Raw genomic sequence first — 25,166 nt, forward strand, 5'->3', positions numbered from 1 at the left:
TGAATTTGTGCTAGTCGTTGACCAGAATACGTTAAGGAGTAGTACACGGATTTTTGATTGTCGCTTTTTTTCCGGCCAGAACCATCCCCTTCTCAATCAAAGAGTCCATTGCTTTTGTAATTACTGGCTTCGATAAGCTTAATTGGTTTGCAAGAGAAAGCGTTATTGGTTGAAGATGGATTATCTTTTATAAGCGAAACAATATGAAGCTGGGTTAAATTCCAGTCACCTTCCAATAAACTTGTCAGGTTGAAGCGTTCCTTCATTTTTTTCTCTCTTAGTAAAACAAATAGCTCAATTGCCTTCAATGTATTCTGTCTTTGACTAAGTGACAATTGAATCACCCTCTTCATTTTAGTTAACCAGTTAACAAAAAGAGTGTACTGCAAAATATATAAAACGCCAATGCCTGATATACTTGGGAACTTTTCTATTTGGCCATCATGTTACCCACGAGAAAAATTAATGCAGCGAATCCGAGTGCTTGCTTGTAATGCTCTGTTCATCCTCCGTTCATATTGCAACTGCATACTCATAGTACAACAAGGGAGGGCACAGTAATGAATATGGCATGGAAAGAAATCAAGAAGAGTAAAGCGAAGTTTGTTATTTTAGGCTCAATCATTTTTTTAGTTAGTTTTTTAACCTTTATCATATCGGGACTGGCCAATGGTTTATCACAAGATAATGCAGCTTTAATCAAGAATCTACCCGCTGGTCATTTCTATATGAGTGAACAAGCCAATGAAACCTATAATCTTTCCAAAATAGATCCAAGTGTACAAGAGAACATCTTACAGGAAAATAAGGATGCAGCTGCACTTTCCATTCAGATGGGATTTGTGAACGATGCGGAGGACAAGCAGCATGGAGTTGCTTTTGTGACTTCAACCAACTCTAAATTGTTCGAGAACGTGAAGCCAGGAGAAATTATCTTAGATCGTTCCTTAGAGAAAGAGGGCATTCGATTAGGAGATGTATTGACGAACAATCAGTTCAGCGGTGAATTTAAAGTTATCGGATTTGCGGACCAGAAGAAATACAGCCACGCACCCGTTGCTTTTATCAATATGAATAACTATAAAGAAATTTATCGTGTGAATACGATGCAATTGCTTTTCATCCCAGGGCAGGATCAACCACTTTCTATTGACGGAATACAATCATTTTCAAATAATCAGTTTCTGAACACCATTGCGAGTTATAGTGCAGAACAAATGTCTCTTAATATGATTATTTGGTTCTTAGTCGCCATTAGCGGTATGTTGTTTGCGATTTTCTTCTATATGATGAATGTGCAGAAAATCGGACTATACGGGATCTTGAAAGCAATTGGTGTAAAAACAAGTACATTATTCCGTATGATGTGGGCTCAAATGTTCTTCATCACCGCAATCGCACTTATATTATCCATTGCAATCAGTCAGGGCTTTAATATGATCGCACCACAAGGCATGCCTTTTAGTCTCACGATTGGGACAACCATTCAATTGTCGATCCTTTTCTTAATCATTGGATTTATCGGTGCAACACTTTCTGGTCTTCAAATTCGAAAAGTTGAGCCGCTACAAGCCATACAGCAAGGAGATATCTAATATGACTACCTTCAAAATACAAGACGTCCGAAAAACATTTACGAATGGCGAAGTCGACGAACAAGTATTAAACGGGATCAATCTTTCCCAACAACAAGGGGAAATAACGGCGCTCGTAGGCGCTTCAGGTTCTGGCAAAAGCACGCTTCTTACGATCGCAGCAGGTCTTCAGCGCGCATCTGGTGGACAAGTCATTTTCGAGGGAAAGAACATGACCGACATGACGCAAGAAGAGATTCGCAAAATACGTGCCAGTCAGTTCGGATTTATTTTTCAATCATCTCATCTCGTGCCCTTCCTTACCGTAGAAGATCAGCTCATGCTGATGCTTAATGTGTCAGAGACCAAATTGAGTAAACCCGAGCAAAAAGAAGAAGTCATGAAGATACTCAAATTGGTCGGAATGGATCATCGCAAAGACGCCTATCCAGCCTCATTGTCGGGTGGGGAGAAACAGCGGGTTGCGATTGGTCGTGCCATCATCCACAAGCCAAAAATGCTATTTGCTGATGAGCCCACTGCAAGTCTAGACTCCACAAGATCCAAGGATGTCATGACACTCATCCGTAATTTGACGAAAGAATTAAACATTACAACCTTACTCGTGACGCATGATGAAGAAATGCTCTCTTATGCAGACCATGTCATCACAATGAAAGATGGATTGATTATTAAATAACGAAGAAGCACCTTCATTCCGAGGGTGCTTCTTTTGGTTATGTGGTATGAAATGACTAACGCTGCTGAAACGCTTATGTACATGATATAATTATGAAAACTTGTATTTTCATGTAAGAAAGAAAATGCAGTTGGGAGCGTGATGTAATGCGATACGATCTTAAGAGCGCAAGAGAGCTGGCTATTCGCGTGTGTGTTGCCGCTGGTGCGAGCAAAGCGGCGTCAATCTCTCTTGCTGAAGCAACTGTCGCTGCAGAATGCTCCGGTAGGAGCTCGGTTGGGTTTGCTCATCTCCCCGACTATCTGGAAGGCTTTTTGTGTAGTCGCATTACTGGCACTGAAGAACCTGCTCTCGTCTTTCCAACCCCTACTCTCATTCAGGTCGACGCTAAGGGAGGTATCGCCCAACTTGGTTTTGATCGTGCATTCGAGGAATTGCAAACACGAGCAATCACCTATGGCGTAACCATATTTGCGTTAAAGAACAGCTATACTGCTGGAGAGTTAGGCTATTACGTAAGGCGACTTGCCCGTAAAGGATTGGTAGCACTGGCTACGACCAATGGATCTGCCTTAATGGCTGCAGGACAAAGTAGCGAGGCTGTTTATGGCACCAATCCTCTCGCATTCGCTGCACCTGTCGACAACAGGGCTCCCTTGGTTATCGATCAGGCATCTAGCGCCACGGCGTTTGTCAATATTCGGCAGGCGGCAGAGCGGGGGGAGATGATCCCCGAAGGCTGGGCCATCGATGAGAAGGGACAAACCACAATGGATTCGCATGAAGCGATCAAGGGGGCTTTACTTGCTTTCGGGGGTGCGCGTGGTGCCAATATCGCACTCATGGTTGAAATACTCGCCGCAGGTATGACAGGCGCGAACTGGTCACTTGATGCTCCATCCTTTGAGGAAGGGAGTCACTCGCCTGGTGTAGGCCTGTTCATCATTGCCCTAAACCCCGAACTGCTCGCTCCCGGTTTTTCCGCTCGAATGGCGTCTCAGATCGAACGATTGTCCTCCAAAGGTATTCATGTCCCTGGAGGCAGCTGTATTGTGGATGAAATCAACCTTCCGTCTTCACTTGTTGCGACCCTTGAGGCGTATTGTAAGCATTAACGATAGCTGTCATAGCGTCGGGTCTATCGGTGAAAAATCCGCCTAAGTGTGCAGCACGGCGGCATGTCCCGTCGGTTCATGCCAACGATGATGTCCTGAAAGCTTCGCTCCTCAGAAATGTTCTGGAACCAACTAATGAATAGTTCAAAACCTTCACGGTTATTCTAAAACCATACTCGATCCATGGGCTATGACCAAGCCATTGTTACACTCAAATGCCAGTTAGCGCAACAAAGCTGCCGATAATCGCGGCAGCTTTGTCATGGTATGTTTGTTAAACTATCGTGTCATCATTTCTTTGCAATTTTAATCATAGTTCGTCATAGGGTTTATGCCGATTCTATAAGATCATTTTTCTTGGAATTACTTTATTCTAATGACTACCTTTCCTTTGGCGCTTCCGCCTTCGAGGTAATGAAGCGCTTGCCCGGCATCTTTCAAATTATACACCTTATCTATAACCGGCCTAATGTGACCTACTTCAATAAATTCTTTTAAAATCTTCAATTGCGCTCCGTTCGGTTTCATAAAAAGGTAATGATATCTCGTTTGGCTCTTCTTCTCGAGAGCTGTGATCTTTCGGCTCACGATGGATAAAACCGCCGTTTTCATCCATCCCAGTTGTTCTTCTTTTCCAAATGCTGCGTTTGGTACGCCGGAGATCGATACTATTTGTCCGTTTGGCTTCAGTATCTGGAAGGATTTTTCCAAGACAGCCCCTCCTAAAGTATCATAAACGGCGTCATATCCTGTAAGCAGTTCTTCAAAATTCTCTTTTCTATAATTAATGATCAGATCGGCACCCAGCGATTTGACCAATTCATAACCTTTATCGCTTGCTGTTGTGGCGACAAAGGCTCCCATTAATTTGGCCAATTGGATGGCGAAGGTACCCACGCCTCCTGCACCTGCGTGAATCATAATTTTTTGGCCCTTTTGAAGATTCAAAATATCTGTAAACGCTTGGTAAGTCGTAAGTCCAACCAGCGGTATGGATGCCGCTTCTTCAAAGTTTAGATTCTGCGGCTTCAACGAAATATCTTCCTCATGTACAGCAATATATTCGGCTAATGTGCCGATCCGGCTTTTGCGGGGTCTCCCGTAAACCTCATCTCCGGGTTTAAAATTATTCACTCGTTCGCCAACCTTGACTACAACTCCGGAGAAATCATTTCCTAAAATTAGAGGAAACTTGTAATTCAACAGGAGTTTTACTTTCCCTTCCTTAATTTTAAAGTCGATAGGATTTAAGCTGGCTGCATGAATTTCCACCAGCACATCATGTTCCCCGATGTCAGGCGTTGGCCGTTCTGTCATCATTAACGGAACATTTTTTCCATATTTTTCAATGACCATGGCTTTCATTTCAAATCACTCCTGTTATGATTATTGGTTTAAACAGATAAACGTATTATGCAAAAAAAATTTCTATTTACACTATTTCCTTATATCTTTTATTTGTCATTGAGACCTGTTACACTCAGCTTCAACAGCCGCAATTAATAATTTGAGTTGTTCAAGAGGTTGGCGAACAGTCAGCACATAGTAATTTTCTACGCTTTTTTTTTCAGAATTAACAAAGCCAGATTGTTTCAACACCTTCAAATGATGGGAGACAGCCGGCCTGGACAAATTTATATGCTCCGATATCGTATTGACATTAAGTCCTGATTTGTGCTGGGCCAGCAGCATAATAATGGCTTGACGATTCTCATCAGTCAGCACTTCCAGCAGAGGAATGCACTCTTTAAATTGTTGCAGAATATGCTCGGTTTGTTGGCTCATACATTTCCCTCTTTCCGTTCATTCGTTTAATCATTTAAACATAATTATAACCATCTGTTTAATAAAATCAAGCACAAGCTTTAGGTTTCCGAATTGCTTCTTCAATACCAGGAACATCTAGCAACCCTTGATAAATTGATAGATGCCCTGGCTGAAGAATGAAATGGATACGATTAATCCAATCGTTCCCCGGTATGGGAACTAAGATTGCTGCAACAATTTTAGCTGAAGCCGGGGAGAGCGATCGGCTTGATCACGCAATGAAACTTGTGACCTTTGCTGGTATTCATCAGCTTCTCAAGTAATTTCCCCCCAGCCTCATGCGTCTTGATTTGTTATTTCTTCGATGATGTTTCAGCTTTGTATTCAATAATTTGTAATACTTTTGGTTCAATAGCTTTTAACAGTTGTTCATTTGAACGATTGCTTGTAGGAACATCACCATTATTTTCACCTTGAACTTGTAGATCAACCTGTGTTGTTGCAATGACATCAATTACTTGTTGTTTAGAGACATTTTTAGCTGCTGCAATCTCCACAACCGATTTACCTTTTGCTAATTCCTGTTTTAATTCTGCTGGGCTCATTTTTAGTAAAGAAAACAGTTTTGCATCATTTAAATAGGCATCAGCAAAATAATCAGGCTTACCCTTTGTAGAGAAGAAACCTTCTACTTTACTGTTTGAAGGTGTACTCTCACCTCCGATCAGAGAAACACTGATAGTATTGCCCTGAACAAATACCTGGTAGAACGGTGTTATTGATCCCCTTTGGATGTAATTCAACATAAACGTTTTTTGATCCGGGTTCTCCATTGGCTCCATAGTAAACTCATACTCTTTGATGCTGCCATACATTTTATCCAATAGATAATCTACCTTCGACTTGATTTCCTGATCGGTTAAAGCAGTGAGCGGCTTCTCCTTAGGCTCCCAATTCTCTTTAATCACGTGTTCAATCGCACCGGTAATAACGTTCGTATGAAGGGTAATCTTTTTACCGATTCCTCCTTTTTCCTGAAGTATGATGCTTGTTTGGACACCTTGAACGTTGCTCGCATCGATAATCTCAAACGATTTTGTTTCGGGAAATGCGCTATACAGCTTCTCAAGTGTTGCTTTGCCAACCTCATCCGCCTTGACTTGTTCAGCAGTCATTGGTGTTCTAGTAAGCAATTCAATCAGGGTAGGGGCCGCATATGCAGCGGTTGGAATCAAAATCGCAGCAGCAACTATTCCACCGATTAATCGTTTTTTCATGGTTAATTCGCTCCTTTTTCGTTGCAAATATTGAGAATAGGATTGTTCTATTCGTTTTGAAATGGCCACAGGGCACTCCATAGTTTCTGCCTCTTTAAGAACAGATTCACGGATTTTTCGCTCAATAGTCATTGATCTTTTCCATCCTTTCTGGGGGGAGATTCCATAAGTCTTTTCGAAGCGCCTGGAGGCCAGCGTGATATCTGGACTTGACTGTACCCAGTGGGATATCGAGCAATGTCGCAATTTCCTCAAAAGTATAGTCGTGAAAGAAGCGGAGGATAATCACCGTTCGCTGTTTGTCAGTCAGTTTTTGGATTGCCTGCGATATCATTTGGTTCGTCCCATCCATTAACACAGTAGGTTGATCCCAATGAGACTCTTCTCTAAAGAATCCACGGATGCGTTCAAAAATTCGGAATCTCCGCCAGCTCTTGACCCGAAATCTCTGCACTTGACGGATTACCAAGCCGTGCAGCCAGAATTGGAAAGGTCGGTTCGTATCGTAGCTAGCAAGTGAGGTCCACATTTGCATATAAATCTCATTCATGACATCTTCCCGATCCTGCTGATGATCCACCAAAAAGGAGACTGTCCGGTAGACGTCCTGATAGGTGGCATCATACATCGTATGAAACGCCTGTTGATCACCATCTTTCATTTTTGTGAGTAATTGGTACATATATTCACTTTGCATTCAGAGGGCCCTCCTGAGTAAGCAGCTTACACACTATATTGTCTCTCTATCAAAAAAAGGTTCGGTTCTTTATTTTTTTGTTACTCCTCTCGAAAGGTAGAAAGCTCAGGACCATTTGTTGCGCTAACAATTGAACAGTCATTAGCGTATATTTTCGTTACAATGTTGGCACGCCCCCAATAAGAAAGAGGAGCTGCATTGCTGCAAGCTCCTCCACAATTGTTCCTCTAATAAATTTAAAATTGGCTAAGCGTTCCTATTTGGGTCATATTCATCTTCAATCACTAGATTATAAAGTGAATTTCCAGACAACAAACTATGGCGCTTTCGTTCAATTATGGTTTTCTCCTTAATGCTTGCCCGCAGCGGGCACAATAGCGAGCATCCGGAGGTGACTGCGTCTTGCATCCCCCGCAGACCAAGGGCTTGGCTTTCAGAGCATCCGCCGCTGCAGCCTCGCTCAGCACTTCATTCTGTTGAAGCGGATTCAGAGCTGTAATGGCATAGATCTCCTCCTTCATACCTTTACGAAGGAGTCCGTACAGCAGAAGCAAGCCACCCGCTCCGACGGCAACCATCGATAGCACTCTCCATAAGCCTTCTACGAAATGGAAGTCCCATAACAGATGAAGTGCTACCGCAGCCAACAGGAGCGCTGCAGCCAGCCCTTGCCGTCGGCCCACGAGCCACGTCCTCTGTGCGGCATGGCGCCTGTTCAGTCCGTACCAGATCCCGGCGGCGGCGATGGCCGTCCAAGTTCCGTGCCCAAGCGGCGAGAGCAGCGCTCTAACCCACAATACCGCAAGCATCTCGCCGGTCGAACCCTGTTCCAGATACGACCAGCCATAAACCATGCTTTCCACGGCTGCAAAGCCCATCCCCGCCGCTGCTCCGAACACGACGGCATCCATCAGGAACCGCATCCGTCCTCCTCTGAGCAGTATCGCACATACGATCAGCTTCGCGCCTTCTTCAATCAAGGCTACCGATAGAGGCACGCTCAGCTCCGTAAACCCGACAGCAGTCCTGTCGAGACCGAAGAGCCATTGGCGCTCCACCACCGAAGCAAGCGGAACCGCGACAGCCGCCGACAAGACGAATATCCACGCCAGACGCACATAGGAAAACCCAAGCTGCTGCGAGCCACGAATATAGGCCACGTAAGTTACCGGTCCGACAAGCCCACCGGCCAGCAATGCCGCCATTTGCCATAGTTGGTTATGCAGCCAGACGGCCATAACGGTGCAGACAGCGAAGAGGCCGCCAAGCAGAAACAGCAGATCGATCCACCTGGTCGATCGGATAGTGCCTGCTTTCTCCGCAGGCAACAGGTCGTGTTTTGCGCTCGGCGCCATCTCGTCCCCCTCTGCCGCCCCAAAAGAAGGAGCAATCACCAGATCGGGACGCCGGATTCGCATCACCTCTGCAAATTGCCGTCTCACTGGTGCATAGTGCTGCCAGATTGCCTGAAATTCGGCGCTGCCCATAACCAACAGCTCTCCGTCCTCCATGGCGGTGATAGTCGCCGATTGAGGTTGCTCCGCCAGCAGCGCCACTTCGCCAAAAAAATCTCCCGTCTCCATGACCGCGCGGTGTTGGCCAGTCGAGGTTGTCTCGAACCGACCGCCGCTTATCATATAAAAGCTCTCCTTAGGAGCACCTTCCTGCAAAATAGTCTCATCTTGCGCCACATTCCTTCGGACTGTAATCTCAGCTAATCCGCGTAGCTCGGAATCGGGGATAGACGACCAGATTGAGGCTTTGCGCAGCAAGCCATGCTTCATACGAAGCTCTGCCGCATACGTTAAGCTCTCATGGAAGAAGGGACTCGCTTCGGCAAGCTTCTGAAAGGCTGTTCGATCCAATCGAAGCACCGTAACATCGCCCAGAGCCTTAATGCCGGCCGTCCGCTTCTCATTGCGGATCAATGCGATCTCACCGATCAAGGCACCATATCCGAGCTCCGCCAGCACGACTTGTTTTCCAATCAGGCTGCGGGTATGAACCTGTACTTTTCCGTCCAGTACCAAGTAGCAGTCGTTGCCTTCCTCAGCTTCGTGCATCAGCCACTCCCCAGCAGGGAAGCGTACCGTTTCCATGGTGGATGCCGCATTCTCAAGCTCCGTCTCCGGAACGCCGTGCAGCAGGGTATGGTTCCTTAAGAAGCCCACGATATCGAAGGACATTCCGATTTCCAGCCTTTCTCACCAAGATCTCTGTTATAAAATAACCCCACAAAGTAGATCCCTGTTTCCACGTTAATTCAGATACTTCGCGTGGAGCCCTGAAATTTATAAACTCATGTAAAAAAAGAAACCTGCCGAGGACAGGTTCCCGTGCTGCTTCATTATCTCATATTTCCGATAATGCTGCTGCGTTGATCAGCCATTTTTTTGATGAAATTGGTCATAGTATCAAAGGCTTCGTTTCTCTTGTTCGTCAAACTTTGCAAACGAAGCATATCCATTTGCTGACTGTTGCTTAAAGCATCGATTTTACCGCGAAGGGACTCCAACGCGCGGTCTACGTCGGCTTGCGTCCATTTATTTGATGACGGAACCGCGATGCCGCTCTCCGTTAATTTTTTCTGCAAATCTGCATCTAATGTCACGGTATCACCCGATTTTTGTGGACGGCTCGATTTTAGTTTGTTTAGGATCTCATTCAATTTGGCAATTTCGTTATTTCTATTTTGCACTGCTTCCAATTGCGTTTTCAACTGCTCATCCAATAGCTTGGCTCGTTCCGACTGAACTGCCATTAATGCGGTTTCCAAATCGACATTGGAAACTTGAGTCGTAACCAAGCCTTGAGCATTGATAGACCCGATAGCATTCTGAGTCGCTTGACCACCGAGCGCTACCTTTACTGAGCTGTATGCCGAGTCGTTCATCATTAACCCTACGCCGCCAACTATCCCGATTACGAAGGTTCCTACGATAGATAATGCCATTTTCTTATTCACTCTTGCTTCCCCCTACTAGCTTCATTGGTTTGATTATATCACTGAAGCTTTCCTTAAGTCTGTTAAGTGCACCACATATCGCAAAATTAGGCGAAGGCTGCACGCAGGGCAAAAAGCGGGATAGCTCGACTTGGACTTATCTAGCGTTAATGTCAAACTTAAGGCAGCAGCTCCATACTATGAGTCACACGATTTCTCCCATTTTCCTTGGAGGCATAGAGCGCCTTATCGGCATACTTAATGATCGTCGCATCTGAATCGTTCGCAGTGATGGTAGCAATGCCTATACTCACAGTTAAGCTGCCCGTTTCCCAAGTTGAATGGGCGATGATATGCCGTAAATTCTCTGCTATTATCTTGGACTCCGGTGCATCTATATTAGGCAAGATAAGGACAAATTCTTCCCCGCCGTATCTGGCCGCAACATCCTCTTTGCGCGAATGAGCCTTCAGGATGCCCGCTAATTTCTCCAATACCTGATCCCCCGTCTGATGGCCGTAGGTATCGTTGATCTTTTTGAAGTGATCTATATCTACAATAAGCAAAGAAAAAGGCTGTCCAGTCCTGCGGTACAAGTCGATATGCTCTTCCAGTTTTTCCTGAAAAAATCTTCGATTCTTTAGTCCAGTAAGCTTATCTGTTGTAGACAACTCCACTAACAGAGCATTCATCTCCATCAGCTCTGCTTGCTTCTGTTCGATTTCCATATGAAGTTGTTTCAGCTTCACCAAGGCTTGGTCCTTTTCCAAGTACGCCTCTTCGATTTGCTTTTTGGCAGACCGCAGCTCGTTCTCATAATCAATGCGCTTGCCCATCTGCATCAAGATGCAATCAATAATCTCTGTGCCTTCATTATCAAGCCTACGTCCGTTCAATAGATAAGGAATCGACTGCCCGCCGCTATCTTTCAAGCTTATAAACAGCTCTTCCACCTGTCCATTCAGATTAATAAAAGGGTAGAAGTACGAATGAAAGATAAGTTTGTTAGCCATAGACATGATAGATTCTAAATGCTTTTGAACCAAATCAGCCTTTGTATACCCCATTTTATCCAGAAAGGTTTGATTCACATCCGTAATTAGTCCCTCGTGTGTAATGGAGATGTACCCACATGGTGCATATTGTAACCGCTTATCCATGGTTGTCTATAATCCTTTCAATACAAGTTGATCTCTTCATTGACTTTCAAGATATTCATTAATCAAACGGATGGTTTCCTCTGGATGACTGATATGTGGGTAATGCCCTTTGGCTTCCATCAGCCGGAACGTGCTGTTCTTCAAATGCTGGTGCAAATATTGCCCTGCTTCTAACGGTACAACACTATCATCCGAGCATTGCAAAATGAGGGTAGGCACTGTAGCTGCCGCCAAATCTCTCCTATGATCCGCGAAAAAGGTAACCTCCGCAAATTGTCTTGCAATAACAGGATCTGCGGATATAAAGCTTTGCTCCAGTTCTTTGGTTAGCATCGGAAGCTCCGGGTTATTCATGGCAAGGGGCGCCATAAAGCTAGCCCATCCTGCAAAATTCATCTCCATCATGTCCAGCAGCTCGGTAATATCGCTTTTCTCAAAACCTCCAAAATACTCACCCGCTTCATTCAAATAGCACGAGGAAGGCCCAATCATGATCAGCCTATCAAAATAATCTGGGCGCTTAATAGAGGTAAGCATCCCAATCATAGAACTAATAGAATGACCGATAAAAATAATATCTTTAAGCTCATAAGCTTCAATAATATCCAACACATCTTGCACATAGCCTTGCAGCGTATCATATTTATCCGCCCTATAAGCGTTTAAGTCCGAATTTCCTGAGCCCACATAATCAAATAGAATAATGCGATACTTTTTTTCAAAGGAAGGTACAATATATTTCCACATGCTCTGATCGCACCCAAACCCATGGGCAAAAAGGAGGGTTCGTTCCCCTGCTCCAATGACTTTCACATTATTGCGTACTGCAACCTTGTTCATTTCCTATGACTCCTTCATCATCTCATTCTCTTCATTTTGAAGGGAGCCATCATAAATAGCAAGTTCATTATTGTGAGATTTTGGATAAATCGTATCTTCTATGGTAACTTATCGGAAAGTTAAGAGAAAATATGAAAAGCTGGCTCTTGGGGCCAGCTTTTGTGTTGATTTTTCATTTCCCGGGTCGGTCCTGATGATCTACGGGTCCTTTACTGCACCAGTTGTGCGTAGCGAAACAGCGAGGGGTCCTTCGGTGTCGTTCCGACTCCCGATCCCCACTGCAAGAAACCATCGCGGGAATCACCCGTGGAGCCCCGATCATCGTCATTCACCAGGAATGACATTCCTATGGTCTGTGCCGGTGGCCCACTAAACCCTAGCGAGGCCCAAGGCACAGAGATGACATAGTGTATGATGCTGCCGCTTTGAATGATGCTCGCTTGGGCGCCAGGGGTGGGTCCCGCCTGCTGTCCAGCAGGCGCTGCGAAAGTGTAAACCGACGGTCCGCTGTCGAGAAGCGCTGCGCCGATTTCGACGCGCTGGCCTCCGGCCTGTCCCGGTACCCGGTCGTAGGTGCTGAACTGGATGGAATCGGTCTGCCACATGGTGTTTGGTGTACGTGCGCCGAAATGTTTGTCGTCTGTGATCGTGGCGTCGATCACAAGCACGTTGTTGTTGTAGTTGATATGCAGCTGACCGCTTAGGTCGCTGTTCCCGCTGCGCGTCCCTAATATCGATACCCAGGTTGCTTGCGTCGCCAGGTCGATTGCGGGCAAGGTTTGGTGGTCTGCAGGCTCGATGGGCGCGTAGGAAATCGAGCCGGATGAAGCTTCCGAACCGCCGGCGCTATCGACGGCCAGGCTATAGCTCAAAGAGTCGAATAACGGAATGCCGGAGACCGGAACGCGCATCGAAGCGGTTCCACTTGCTGGGACATACACCCTATCCGACACTGTCCCTGATGCCGGCCCTACTTGGTAGGTAACTTGCGTCGCCGTGAGGACGCTGCTCCGATTATTCTTCAGTGCGATATCGAGAAAGTAGCTTCTGGACGCCGCGTCCGACGTGATCGTCGGCTGGACGCTGATCTCGAACGGCTTGACGACAGTTGTCGTCGCCCTCAGGCCGGCTACAAGACTCGGCTTGTGCTTGTCATTGTTATTGCCCCCGTTCCCCGGCTTCACTTTCGTTACATCGACAGCCACAGTCCGCTGGCCAAGGAGCGTGGTTGCAGGAACGCTGATGGTGGCGCTCGTAACTTTGCCTGGGGAAGTGCGAAGCTTCACAGGCTGCGCCCCGTTCGCCATGATTGTCAACTCATTGGGAAGGTCCGTCTTGCGGTTCGATCGGTCCGCAGTCACTATAACAGGGACCGTATCTCCTTGGATCGACTGGTCGGCGACTTTCATCGTGACCGCATACTGCGTCACGCCTAAGGTATCAACGTTGCCGGTGACGTAGATCGGGCTGCCGGTAAGTGTCAGAACGACCGTGCCGTCGGTCGGATTCACCGTCTGCGTTGAGCCATACTCATTAGTGATAATAAGAGGCTGGGTTGTGTGCAAAGCAATGGTCTCGGAGCCAGTGGACCACATCACCCGAGTCGTCGAGCCTCCTCCCGCATAAGGATACGAGTAGGCGGTAGCGGAGCCAAGGTCATCACGATCACCAAGCGTCTTTCCGGTCACCGCGCGAATGAGCACTGCGTTGGCGACAGCTCCCGGTTTCGGGGCTACGCCAAGTACGCCATCGACGGGCTGCCTGAACAACCCAAAGTGATGCTCCCTATTATTGGGGTCCGTACCGTCATCCATAGCCGAGTACCAGTTAAAGACGTCCACGCCAGCTGCCATCACTAGCACCTGAGCACGCACCAGGTTGTCCGCTTGCTGGGGCTCCGTGGAGGCGGCGGCATACGTCGGCCAGCCGTTCTCCGTAATCCACACGGGGACGTGCCGATTTCCAGCCGCCTGCTTCACCTGCTGCACCAACGCAGGAAGCTTCGATACCAACAGTGTGCGCTCGGGCGGGGTGTTTGCCCCCTCCAAAGCGTAGCCGTAGACATTCGTCGCAAACGTATCAATGTAATTGATACCGCCGGCAGCGAAAAAGGCACTATACCAGTTATCGTCAAAGGTGGTTGCAATCGGGCCCATGACGTTCGCGTCCGGGTTTCCTTCGTGAATGGGTCCGTACATGGCCTGAAGCATCTGCAGATAGCAGGCTGCGGTAGTACCGCAAGCACCGTTATTGAAGCCGGTGCCATTAAACTCATTGTAGATGTTGAAATCGCGGACCTTGCCTTTATAGTGCTCGGCGGCAGCTTTCCCAAACTGACCAAATGCGGCCAGACCAGCCGCGGAGCTCGGTGTTTTCCCGTTGTCATAATTGGCGTTGTTGTATGCCAAGACTCCTTGGGGAGTCATGCCGAGGTCAAGAGCCTGTTGTGACTTGGCTTCAAAGGCATACCCAGCCCAGTTGTACACGCCTGGCTGCTTTTCAATTAGCGACCAGTTAATGTCGCTTCGAATGTGGCCGTAGCCGATTGTCGCCAATGCGTTCATGAGTCCATCTTCGAGGGATTTGTAGTGACCAAAATGAGAGTCGATCCCGAAGAAGGAGTCAGGACTCAAGGCACCCGCTGGGGTGGGCGTCACTATGCCAAACGTTGTGATGCGTGTTAGTGTTTGACCATCAATCAGGCTTGAGAAAGTCAGGTTGTAGAATCCCGGCCCGAGGTCCTGCACGGATAGCAGCGCATGTCCGTCAGAGCCTACGGGGATAGATCCCGTGCGGAGACTCACGCCCTGATCATCTGAAATGTCGTATGAAACCGAGTCACCCACCGTGCCGAAATCCAGGTTTGCGGAATTGGTTGTGAAGAGCAGGCTCGGGTTCATTAGTGACAGTGCTGGAGTCGTTGCAAAGGTCACCTGGACTCGTGCGAAACAGATTCCTGGGATGACGCCGTTGAGGCTATGAACGCGCAGACGGAAATCTGCGCCATTCGTGCCGTTGGCGAACTTGATTCCGCTCAGTTCAAAGATCTGATTCTTCCAAGTCTGACTGCCGCTTGTGGGCATCCATGGAGTGGCTTGAAAGGCGTTGCTCTGGCCGTCGTACTCGACAGCTAGGGTCGTCGCCGCTGCGTCAAAGTAATCGACGGACACAATCGCATACGTCGCGCCCGCAGGTTTCGCGGAGCTCGCAACATCAACATAGACGTAGGGGTTTAGCGGATTTTGTGACGTCGTCCAGCACGCCATGCCGTTCTTGGTCGTCGCGGCATGCGCCGGATCTTTGTCCGCGTCACCGGGCCAAGCCTTGATGACACCGCTGTAAACGGGAGGCGAACTCAAGATTGCGACGGCCTGCGGCTGGGCAGCGAGGGCCTGGGGCGCCATCTCCCCAAAAACGCTGACTGACAAAAGCAATACAAGCATTAAACAGATCATCCACTTTTTCACGAACATCACATTCACTCCCTTATCTTGGCCTAAAATCCGATATCCCCTTATTTGTAAGCGTTTACTATTTTGAGTTTAGCTGCCTGCTCGACGGAAATCTAACCGATGAAAAAGTCCGGTGCGGTGTCCATTTGATCTTCCAATCGCTGTTGAAATCGGATTCTTTGGATTGTTTTACTCCTGATTATGGAGAGAATCCGATTTCAAAGGCGAACGCTTACGCTTTTCCAGATTCAAATGGACCCTTCGCACGTTGTTCAATAGGCTTTAAAGCCGCTGCCAAAGCTATATTGGCGCAATAGGTGGACTGCTCAGCCGCCCGGATGCGAGCAATGGATAGCTCAGCATGCTATCCCTTCAAGATTAATCCATTCCCTCTGCCCATGCAGAGCTTGCAGGTATCGGAATCCGCTCCACCTCTCCTTCTATAAATTGACCCCGCAGCTGGAGAATGAACCGGGTGTGGGATGGTTTGACCTCCCGGACATCCTGAAGACCCTGGAACACACAGAGCGCAGCTGCTGTTCCCGCCGCTTCCCCGATGGCGCTGACCGAAGCCATGATCCGGTAGGAGCTGTGAGCTTCGTGGGTGCCGCTGATGCATCGGGAGCTGAGTAATAGATTGGCACAGCCCTTGGGAATAAGCGAACGGTATGGGATATGGTAATAGCCTGGCTCGGGAATACTTTCAAGCCTAGTGGCACCTCCATCCGGACTATGAATGTCCAAGGAATAGGCGCATGCCGCCACCATATCGTCAAAGCGCCTGCTCTGCAGGCAGTCCTCTGCGGTTAATTCATATTCTCCGACAATACGCCGCCCCTCTCGGACACCCAGCTTGGGGGCAATGTAATCCAGCTTCGCATGATGGAAAGCAGGATGCTGCCGGATGGCCTCAAACAACTCTTGCACCTGCTGAATTCCCTCTTCCCTGCCTCTGGTAACCGTTTCTGGGCGGGTAGGGTCTACATCCAGCACCGAAGTAGAATTGAACAGCAGGGCCTTGCCATCTGGGTAAGGAAAACAAGTGACGCCCTGTCGAGGGTTGCCGGTGCGGCCTGCCGCTTTCATGTCGAGGTAATAAGGCAATAGTTCCCTACGGAGCGAATGAATGGCCGACCACTGCCGAATATCTGGCTCCTTCAGCAGGGAGCAGTCTATGCCGCTGACCTTGAAGGTGGCGGTGGCGGATTGCATCCGCCCATCGCCTTCTCTGCCCAACCTGTACTCCAATCCCGCTAACGCGGAAAGATTGCCGTCGGCAGTGGCGTCGAGGTATATCTTGGCGGTAACCGCCACCGTTCGACTGCCCTGGATATGCAGACGGACAATACGTCCATTTTGCTTATCCGCTCGGGTCACCTTGCAGTCGGTCCACAGCGTAAGGGTCGGTTCGGAAGCCAATAGCCTCTCGTATGCTGCCTTCAGCTCCTGCTCATCATAAGTAGGAACAAGCTTCTCATTGTAATGCGTGTATGAGGCGGGAAACAACTCCCGGTGAATGCCACTGGTAATCGGTTTGCCCCAGGAATCCCGGAAGGTGCATACCAAGGATACACTGGAGAATACACCTGTCCCCCCCACTTCCTTGGCTTGCTCAATCAGCAGCACTCTCATCTGCAATCTCGCAGCAGCTAACGCAGCGCTTATTCCTCCGACACCCGCACCCGCGATGATAATATCAAAATCAAAAGACTCATTATTCATTTCGTTAGACCTCCCGAATGCGTGGCTTCACAAGATAAGCCCGCAGCCCAAATCCATTTTCCTCCAGCAATAACTCGTAACGGACCTCATTTTCTTTGCATAGCCGCATTATTTCTTAACCTGCTTCGTATACAGTTCCGTATAATCCTTGATCATCTGATCCCCGCCCTGAGAGCGCCACTTCTCCACTTCTTTATTGAAGCCGGCTTCATCCAAGGTTCCCATAATGAATTTGACACGGGCGTCGGCAATGATCTTGTTCAGCTCCGTTCCTTTCTCCACAGCGGTCTGTGAGATCAGGGGCTCCACCGGGTTGGATACGGCAATGGCCTCATTGTTTTTCATCATGGTACGGAATTTATTGTCCGCCTCCCCCTTCCCCTTCCAGATCATCAGCGCACCGTCATAGGTAGGCAGCTGCTTGAGGGGAGATACCTCGTTGGCATATGCCGTCTGGTCAGAGATGACCGGCTCTCCGTCCGCTCCTTTGGTGTAATGGACACCCTCGATCCCCCACGTCCAGGTATACAGCATTTGGTCATCTACGATTTTGTCGAAGAAACCAAGAAGCTGCTTCAGCTCCGCCTCCGACTTGACGGTGGCCTTCGGGAACACGAACATTCCGTTATACCCTGTGGTTGCAAACACCCGCTCTCCCTTAGGTCCCTGAATTTTGCTGACAATATCAATCTTGGCAGCAGGATTAGCTTTCTTCAGCTCGTTTCCTCCGGTGATTACGAAGTCGAGGGTAGTGAACAGCATGCCGGCCTTGCCTTGATAAAATTGCTCTTGCTGTTTGCTGACTTTGGTTGCTGCGAAATCCAGGTTAATCAGCTTTTCGTCATACAGCTTCTTGTAGAACTTCATGGCTTCCATATTTTCTTTAGTCATAAACATAGGAACTGCTTTGCCATCCTGAATATCCCACTGGTTGGGCGCTCCGAAGAAAGAGGCGATGGTCTGGAAGCCCGTGAGACCCATGGCGCCTGCGCCTCCGGAATCCTCGGCCTCCACTAGCCCGAAGGTATCGTTTTTGCCGTTTTTATCCGGATCGTTTAAGGCGAATGCTTGGATAACCTTGTAGAGATCATCGATGGTCTTGGGCTGCTGCAAGCCTAGATTGTCCAACCAATCCTGCCGGAAGGCGATACCCTGACGGGCTAGAGCTCTGGCTCGGTATAAACCGTATACCTTGCCATCCACGGAGATATTGTTCAGTACCTGCTCACTAGCGTTGTACTTGCTCAGATTGGGAAACTCCTTGATATAGGGTCCGATCTCCCAGAACATGCCCGACCGCTCTGCATTGATGATGGATGAGGACTTGGTATCCGCAATCATCAGTACCTGAGGCAGATCATTGGAGGCGATGGAGACATTAACCTTGTCATTGTAAGCAGACGCCGGAACCCAGGTGGCATTGATCTTGGTATTGGTGTATTCCTCGATCTTCTTAATAATCGGATTGTCGGCCTTGGGAGGCTCTGTCGAGGGATACTGGTTCATCATCGTGAATGTAAATGGTCCGTTTGAAGTTGCGTTAGTGTTCTTTGCTTCCTGATTACCGCCGCATGCCGACAAACTAGCGGTTGTCAGAATTAGTGCTAGACCCGTTAGGGACATTTTGTGGTTTAACTGCTTCATGTCTTACTCCCCCTTATCATATTGAAGATATTGTATCAAAAGATGAACAAGTCATCCTTTAACTGAACCTAGCAGCACTCCCTTGGCGAAGTGCTTTTGCAAAAAGGGATAAACCGACAGAATCGGGACGGTGGAGAACACGATAACCGCCATGTTAATAATCTTGGATGGCGGAGGGGGCGCCTCGTTCATATCGGACAACCCCTTCTCCGACAAAATCACGATCTGTCTTAACAGGACCTGAATGGGCCATTTCTTCGAATCGTTGATGTACAAAATAGCGCTCAGGAACGTATTCCAATGAGTCACTGCATAGAACAGCGCAAAGGTTGCAATAGCAGGCAGAGATAGCGGAATAACAATACGGAACAAAATCCCAAGGTCATTGCAGCCGTCAATCTTGGCCGACTCCTCCAAACCGTCAGGCAACTGCTGGAAGAAGTTTTTGATGATGATCATATTAAAAGCACTGATCGCGCCAGGAATAATAAGCGCCCAGTAGGTATTAGTGAGGTGCAGCGCTTTGACAATCAAAAAGGTAGGCACGATACCAGCGTTGAACACCATCGTGAAGAGAACCATGAGCATGACGGGACGGCGTCCGTACAGATCTCTGCGGGCAAGCGGATACGCCATAAGCACCGTCAGCAGTAGATTCACAAGGGTCCCTATCACCGTCACCCCAATGGTGACTGCCAAGCTGCGAAGCAGTATGGGAGTAGAGAAGATGTAACGGTAGCCCGTCAACGAGAATTTCGTTGGAAATACGAGGAAGCTCTTGGACAACACCTCCTGCTCCGTCGCGAAGGAAATCAATAGGATATATAGAAACGGGATGAGCATCACAGCCGACACCAACAGCAGGATAGCAACGTTAGTCCACTCGAACAGACGGGGTCCCCAGCTTCGGTTTTGTTGATTCATAGATTAGTACACCCCTTCCTCACCGAATTTTTTGGCCATCCAGTTGGAGCCGATGACCAGTACAAATCCGACAATCGACTTGAAAAGGCCGACAGCGGTACTGAAACTGAACTGCCCTTGCGTAATCCCCGCCGTATATACATAAGTGTCAAACACTTCCCCGACCTCACGGTTAATCGGATTCAGCATCAGGAAGATCTGCTCAAAGCCCGTGTCCAAAAAGGTACCGAGCCGGAGGATAAAAAGAATGATAATGGTAGAGCGGATGGCCGGAAGTGTCACATGCCATAGCTGGCGCAGCCTTCCCGCACCGTCCATTTTGGCGGCTTCGTAAATCTGAGGATCGACCCCTGCCAAGGCTGCGAGGAATATGATGGTCCCCCATCCCGTTTCCTTCCAAATGACTTCCAGTGTGATCATGGTTCTAAACCATCCTGCGCTGGCGAGAAAGTTGATCTTGTCCCCACCCATTGCCATGATGGCTTCATTCACCAGTCCACCGTCGATGGTAAAAAAGGTATAAGCGATGCCGACCACCACGACCCAGGAGACAAAATGGGGCACGTAGATAACGGTCTGTATGGCCCGTTTGAATTTCTCTCGGCGCACTTCATTAATCATAAGAGAGAGCAGGATCGGTGCGGGAAAAAAGAAGACAATATTGTACCCGGCCAGCACTAGGGTATTCCTTAGAAGCATCCAGAACGCCGGATCATGGAACAGCCGCTCGAAGTGCTTCATGCCAACCCACTTGCTGCCGAAAAAGCCCAGATAAGGCTGGTAATCCTTGAAAGCCATAAGAAGACCCCACATAGGGGCGTATTTGAACAACAGGAAGTAAAGCACCCCTGGGGCTAGCATCCCATACAGCCATTTGTTCCTCCCTATCTGCCCCCAGAAGCTTTGCTTCTTCGGCTTAGCAGCGACAGACATTTCAAGCGCAAGATTTCCTTTGATTTGACTCATCTTCGACTCCACCTTCGTGTTTCTTGTCTTTTCTGTGCGTACCTTCAAGATAAGCGGCCGACAAGCGGACGTCTATAATCGGGGGATAATCATTAGGAAGGGAGTTTGTCGCTGGAGTGGATATAATCATCATCACGTGTGGAATAATCATGTTATAACAACATGAAGAAGACCCCCAACGACAGGCTGGGAACCTATCGAGGGAGTCTTCGATTGATGCGTTCAACTTTTGTGATGACCGTGCAATTCCCGGTATTGTCCGGGCGTCATATTCTCCATCTTGCGAAAAAAGCGGATGAAATTCTGAGGGTTGGTGTAGGTTAGTCTTTCCGCGATATCCGCGATCTTCATATCCGTCTCGACCAGCCATCGCTTCGCCATCTGCAAACGGTAGTTTTGCAGGTACTCGCTGAAGCTAATCCCTTTTTCCTTACTGAACAGCGGCCCCAAATAGTTGGGGTGGTAATTCAATTGCCTAGCGCAAGCCTCAAGGGTAAGCTCGGTGTCGAAGTGATGGTGGATCAAATCCGTTAACTGGTCCGATATTTTCTTGGCGTGAGACTTGCTCTGCTGCTCCAGCCTGCGCATGATCGGGGCAATGACGATATCGCTAAACCAATGGCGGATTTCCTCCTGGGATTCTAGATCAAGTAGTTTGTCAAAAAGCTGCTTTTCCTGATCGGGTGGTAATTCCTCCTCTGTATCCTTCTTTGCATCCGCTATTGCCTCGGATTGTCCAAGCTCGGTCAGCATAGTGTACAGCCTCACCAATGCCATCCGGTATTGGCGCCAGTCGGCTTGCTCTTGAAAGATCAGTTCCATGCAGCGTTCCAACAGCTCGTCGGTCCTTGTCCTATCAGCCAACTTAACTGCATCGTAGAGCTCTTTGGCCGCACGGTGCGGGAACACACTGGATACCACGTCTTCAGGCTGGACATCATCGATAAACAGAACGGATTCCGGGCCGTAACGAATCCTGTAGCGAAGCGCCTCTAGTGCTTGCTCGACCGAGAGGGAGATATCAATGAGTCGCTTCTGGGGACGGCTGATCCCGATGCTAATTTGCAGCTTCAGGTAATGCAGCACGGTTCTCTGGATAAGCTCCGCCACGGCAAACAACCGGTTCTTGTACTCCTCATCCATAGTTCCGGCCCCACCGACAACCGTAATCTGGGATTGTTCCAGCAGCACCGGATCTAGCCGTTCCTCAGCAGGGATCAGCTCGCCTGCGATATTTGCGATGGCGAAGAGCAGCAGATCACGGTCATTTTCATTATACTGGGACCTCTCCAGAGAATCGATCTGAATGGCGAGTACGGCATGCCACTGCCAATTGGCTTGATAGCCATACTCTTTCAATCTGACCGGGAGCTGAGACTCTTTCTCCTCGCCACGAATCAGCTTCATGACAAAAAACTGCTTCAGCTCCCGCACTTGTCCCGTAAGCTGGTCCAGGAGGAGGGATTCCGTCTGCAGCATGGATTGCAGCCGATAGCCGATCAAGGCAAATTCATCGGTACGGGCTTCTTCAGGCAGATCTCCGAATCTGTCAGCCATCGTCGCGACCAATTTCCGAACCGGCCGGTAGAACGTCCGGGAACCGAACAGTGCCAGTCCGCCGGTTACCAGGACCATGAGCAGGCATACAAACAGAGTAACCCAGCCTATAGAACGGGAATCTCGGGTAACATCCTTTATGGATATGGCAGATATATAAATCCAGCCATTGTAACTTGACTTGCGCATGATGACGCTTGTATTGTCCCCGTCAAGCTCTACATTGAATTGTCCTTCCGTTTCACTTCGCCTTTGCACCTCGGCAACCAGCTGCTCCAAGCCGGATGGCTGCACTTTCTGATCGCTTCGAGACAACAGACGGTAATCCTTATCCATGACCATGATGCTGCCAATCCGGCTGTCGGCTGCCAGAAGTCTCGCCAGCTGTGACTCGGCAATAGTCACGATGGCCAGTCCGTTGGCTTTCAGTGAATTCAGCGGGATTTTCTTCACGAGATTAATACTTGGCGAACTCTTGTCCTCGTCCGTTACCCAGAGGGAAAATGAAGGCAGCTTCTCATACCGGAGAAGCTGATCCAGATTTCTAACATCGTCGAATGTAAAAATATTGTTGTTGTCGACGCCCCATTGACCTTTTAAATTCAGTACCGTCATATTGTTTATGGTCAGCTCGAAGGTTTGGCTGCGTACCATGTTCTGGTACATTTCATTATAAACCTGATAATGGGCTGCTGAATAAGGGAGCGACATAGCATTCCCTACGAGGGGCGAGCTAATATACTGTGTAACCGAATGATCGATCGTCTTGAGGATTTGCTCCACACGAAGTTGGGTCTGCTGAAGTGTCGCCATGCTACTATAGTTGACCTTGTCCTGAACTATCGAGGAGGCTTTGTAATAGGAGATCACTCCAACGATAATAGCTGGAATAGAGCCGATCAGCAGACTGTACATTAAGAGACGGGTGAAATATTTGCTGGAACGAATTTTCATGGCATCTCCCTCGTAAGCCGTTTCGTCTAATGTTTCTCCTATTATAGAGACGGGTTTGATGGAAGTCCATAATCAGGGCATAATCATTAGAACGGATTATCGGGTTGATTCACTATCCAGCAGCAGGCTGGCCCTTTCGAATAGATCCGGTTATTTCTACACCGGGGAATATCCTCTTCTAAGTCCATTGGCAAGCATAGGGTCCTTGCCTATTAAATGTACAAAGAAACCGTTCCTTTCGTAAATGGTGGGTGGTGCTTCCATTTTACTTAGGAACGGTTTCTTTTGGTTTTACTGTAAATCTAATCTATTAATAATCTATCTTATTATTTAAATCTATTAGCTTCAGGATCTTCCGTATCATATTCTATCTCACTTATAGCAGACCACAGCTCGGCAGGAATCGGTAAAGTGGCTAGCTCTAAGGTTTGAGCGACCCGCTCCGGCTTCGACATGCCAACGACCGTACTCGTGACACGAGGGTCACGCATAGAGAACTGAAGTGCAGCGGCTGCTAGAGGGACATTAAATTCCTGGCAGATTTGCGCAAACGATCTTGCACGTTCAATCAGCAACGGAGGCGCATCGCTATAGGCATAACGGGAGTAGGCATCTGGACCTTTTGCCAGCATACCGCTGCCATAAGGGGCTGCGTTGATGACTGCAACACCCAATCGATTGGCGACATCCAGCAAAGACTCAGCTGATCGATTGAGCAGCGTGTATCGGTTATGGGTCTCAACCGCGCTGAACTCTCCGGTTTCTACATAACGAATAAGCATATCAACTGGACCACCAGACATACCAATATGCTCGATGACTCCTTGATCCTTGAAGTTTTTCAGTACCTCGAGCGGTCCCCCGGGTCCCATAACATTTTCAAAGGTGGTATGTTCCGGATCATGGATGTACACATATTGCAGGCGATCTAGTCCTAAGCGTTGGAGACTTCCTTCGATGGAGCGTTTGATTTGTTCACCGCTGAAGTCACCTGTCTGTAAGCAGCGGTCGGCTTTGGTAGCAAGCACATAACCCGCTGGGAGTCCGCCATTCTCTTTAATGACCTTACCAATACGCCGCTCACTCTCACCATCCCCATAAGCCGCAGCTGTATCGAGAAAGTTAATTGAACTTGCAAAAGCAGCACGAATCGTTGCTAGTGCTGTTTCTTCTGGAGCGCTAAAAGCAAAGGTTTCTGGCATATCTCCGAATGGAGCCCCACCAACACACAGCGGAGAGACTAACAAGCCCGTACTGCCAAGTGGCCGATTTGAAAGCAACTGTTCCGACATAGAATAATTCCCGCTTCCTTTTAGATATTTGTATGCTTTTACAAATGAATAATTATAGATTACCTAATCTTATTCAATCTCGTCAAATGTTGAAAGGGAATTTCGGTTTTATTTTTTCTGAATTATTAGCGATATTACGTAAGCTTTCTTTGAAAGAACAGTTATCCCCATAAATCAATAAATAATACAGCATCCTTTCATATTTCCTCAGGTCCCTCTTCTCTTCATCTATATGTCGCCTCAGCATTTCACCTCGGCTTGGAACCGAAATCGTATAGTTAGGAGTCAGACTTCTATGAACCCATCGTTTAGCAAGCTCCTCTTCTGGCAATCCTAGTAACTGTTCCTCATAGATTCGGATATCTCGTCTAGTGTCGTTAATTAGATGTACTAGCATCGATTTGAGGATGTCTGTGTTATCTATGTACTCCAGCAGCGAGCCATACCACATATCCAGTTCCTCATATGGGACTGGTTCTCCGTGAGGTCGGTAGTGAACACGACTGCCTGTTCCATCGGTTTCCATGGTTAAGAGGAGATCGAAGAATGCGGTGCTAGGTTCTATGTCTATGTATTTCTTA

The 25,166-nt window shown here is 48.0% G+C and carries 21 protein-coding genes; 4 read left to right on the forward strand and 17 right to left on the reverse strand.

The window, feature by feature from the left end; genetic code table 11:
- Positions 1-92: 92 nt before the first annotated feature.
- The gene (locus tag QMA13_RS31265; RefSeq protein WP_282937538.1) at positions 93-335 is read right to left on the reverse strand and encodes a hypothetical protein; all 243 of its coding nucleotides are present in this window, start codon (positions 333-335) and stop codon (positions 93-95) included.
- Positions 336-560: 225 nt separating this feature from the next.
- Between QMA13_RS31265 and QMA13_RS31270 the strand changes: the two genes are divergently transcribed.
- The 3 genes from QMA13_RS31270 to QMA13_RS31280 all read left to right on the forward strand — a co-directional run bounded on the left by QMA13_RS31270 (position 561) and on the right by QMA13_RS31280 (position 3,389).
- The gene (locus tag QMA13_RS31270; RefSeq protein ID WP_282937539.1) at positions 561-1,595 is read left to right on the forward strand and encodes an ABC transporter permease; all 1,035 of its coding nucleotides are present in this window, start codon (positions 561-563) and stop codon (positions 1,593-1,595) included.
- A gap of 1 nt (position 1,596) precedes the next feature.
- Positions 1,597-2,274, forward strand: coding sequence for an ABC transporter ATP-binding protein (locus QMA13_RS31275; RefSeq protein ID WP_282937540.1), 678 nt, complete (start codon positions 1,597-1,599; stop codon positions 2,272-2,274).
- 146 nt (positions 2,275-2,420) lie between these two features.
- Positions 2,421-3,389 carry an Ldh family oxidoreductase gene (locus tag QMA13_RS31280; RefSeq protein WP_282937541.1) on the forward strand — a complete coding sequence of 323 codons (969 nt, stop codon included), beginning with the start codon at positions 2,421-2,423 and terminating at the stop codon, positions 3,387-3,389.
- Between the two features lie 363 nt (positions 3,390-3,752).
- On the opposite strand, the gene QMA13_RS31285 is transcribed toward QMA13_RS31280, so the two are convergent.
- Both QMA13_RS31285 and QMA13_RS31290 read right to left on the reverse strand, forming a co-directional pair.
- Positions 3,753-4,754: an NADP-dependent oxidoreductase gene (locus tag QMA13_RS31285; RefSeq protein ID WP_282937542.1), complete on the reverse strand. Its 1,002-nt coding sequence runs from the start codon at positions 4,752-4,754 to the stop codon at positions 3,753-3,755.
- 96 nt (positions 4,755-4,850) lie between these two features.
- The gene (locus tag QMA13_RS31290; protein WP_282937543.1) at positions 4,851-5,174 is read right to left on the reverse strand and encodes an ArsR/SmtB family transcription factor; all 324 of its coding nucleotides are present in this window, start codon (positions 5,172-5,174) and stop codon (positions 4,851-4,853) included.
- Positions 5,175-5,368: 194 nt separating this feature from the next.
- On the opposite strand from QMA13_RS31290, the gene QMA13_RS31295 reads away from it, so the two are divergent.
- On the forward strand, positions 5,369-5,479 hold the full coding sequence (locus QMA13_RS31295) for a hypothetical protein (RefSeq protein ID WP_282937544.1): 111 nt from the start codon (positions 5,369-5,371) through the stop codon (positions 5,477-5,479).
- A gap of 30 nt (positions 5,480-5,509) precedes the next feature.
- On the opposite strand, the gene QMA13_RS31300 is transcribed toward QMA13_RS31295, so the two are convergent.
- From QMA13_RS31300 to QMA13_RS31365, 14 genes are all read right to left on the reverse strand, one after another.
- The gene (locus tag QMA13_RS31300) at positions 5,510-6,565 is read right to left on the reverse strand and encodes a hypothetical protein (RefSeq protein ID WP_282937545.1); all 1,056 of its coding nucleotides are present in this window, start codon (positions 6,563-6,565) and stop codon (positions 5,510-5,512) included.
- Entirely contained in the window at positions 6,555-7,130 is a 576-nt protein-coding gene (locus QMA13_RS31305; RefSeq protein WP_282937546.1) for a sigma-70 family RNA polymerase sigma factor, read from the reverse strand. Before QMA13_RS31305 ends, QMA13_RS31300 begins: the two co-directional genes overlap by 11 nt.
- A 335-nt stretch (positions 7,131-7,465) precedes the next feature.
- Positions 7,466-9,316: a cyclic nucleotide-binding domain-containing protein gene (locus QMA13_RS31310; protein WP_282937547.1), complete on the reverse strand. Its 1,851-nt coding sequence runs from the start codon at positions 9,314-9,316 to the stop codon at positions 7,466-7,468.
- A gap of 161 nt (positions 9,317-9,477) precedes the next feature.
- A complete protein-coding gene (locus QMA13_RS31315; RefSeq protein WP_282937548.1) occupies positions 9,478-10,095 on the reverse strand; it encodes a hypothetical protein in 618 nt (205 codons plus the stop codon).
- Positions 10,096-10,253: 158 nt separating this feature from the next.
- On the reverse strand, positions 10,254-11,234 hold the full coding sequence (locus QMA13_RS31320) for a sensor domain-containing diguanylate cyclase (RefSeq protein ID WP_282937549.1): 981 nt from the start codon (positions 11,232-11,234) through the stop codon (positions 10,254-10,256).
- 36 nt (positions 11,235-11,270) lie between these two features.
- Positions 11,271-12,074 (reverse strand): alpha/beta fold hydrolase, encoded by an 804-nt coding sequence (locus QMA13_RS31325; RefSeq protein ID WP_282937550.1) that lies wholly within the window; start codon positions 12,072-12,074, stop codon positions 11,271-11,273.
- A 209-nt stretch (positions 12,075-12,283) separates the two neighbouring features.
- Positions 12,284-15,547: a hypothetical protein gene (locus QMA13_RS31330; RefSeq protein ID WP_282937551.1), complete on the reverse strand. Its 3,264-nt coding sequence runs from the start codon at positions 15,545-15,547 to the stop codon at positions 12,284-12,286.
- Positions 15,548-15,904: 357 nt separating this feature from the next.
- Entirely contained in the window at positions 15,905-17,248 is a 1,344-nt protein-coding gene (locus QMA13_RS31335; protein ID WP_282937552.1) for an FAD-dependent oxidoreductase, read from the reverse strand.
- Positions 17,249-17,356: 108 nt separating this feature from the next.
- Positions 17,357-18,892 (reverse strand): extracellular solute-binding protein, encoded by a 1,536-nt coding sequence (locus QMA13_RS31340; protein WP_282937553.1) that lies wholly within the window; start codon positions 18,890-18,892, stop codon positions 17,357-17,359.
- Between the two features lie 51 nt (positions 18,893-18,943).
- Positions 18,944-19,816, reverse strand: coding sequence for a carbohydrate ABC transporter permease (locus tag QMA13_RS31345; protein WP_282937554.1), 873 nt, complete (start codon positions 19,814-19,816; stop codon positions 18,944-18,946).
- Between the two features lie 3 nt (positions 19,817-19,819).
- Entirely contained in the window at positions 19,820-20,749 is a 930-nt protein-coding gene (locus QMA13_RS31350) for an ABC transporter permease (protein ID WP_282943661.1), read from the reverse strand.
- 255 nt (positions 20,750-21,004) lie between these two features.
- Positions 21,005-23,293, reverse strand: a complete 2,289-nt coding sequence (locus QMA13_RS31355; protein WP_282937555.1) for a helix-turn-helix domain-containing protein — start codon at positions 23,291-23,293, stop codon at positions 21,005-21,007.
- 326 nt (positions 23,294-23,619) lie between these two features.
- Positions 23,620-24,585, reverse strand: coding sequence for an aldo/keto reductase (locus QMA13_RS31360; protein ID WP_282937556.1), 966 nt, complete (start codon positions 24,583-24,585; stop codon positions 23,620-23,622).
- Positions 24,586-24,667: 82 nt separating this feature from the next.
- On the reverse strand, positions 24,668-25,111 hold the full coding sequence (locus QMA13_RS31365) for a hypothetical protein (RefSeq protein ID WP_282937557.1): 444 nt from the start codon (positions 25,109-25,111) through the stop codon (positions 24,668-24,670).
- Between the last annotated feature and the right edge of the window lie 55 nt (positions 25,112-25,166).

The sequence above is a fragment of the Paenibacillus sp. RC67 genome (assembly GCF_030020805.1).
Classification (GTDB): Bacteria; Bacillota; Bacilli; order Paenibacillales; family NBRC-103111; genus Paenibacillus_S.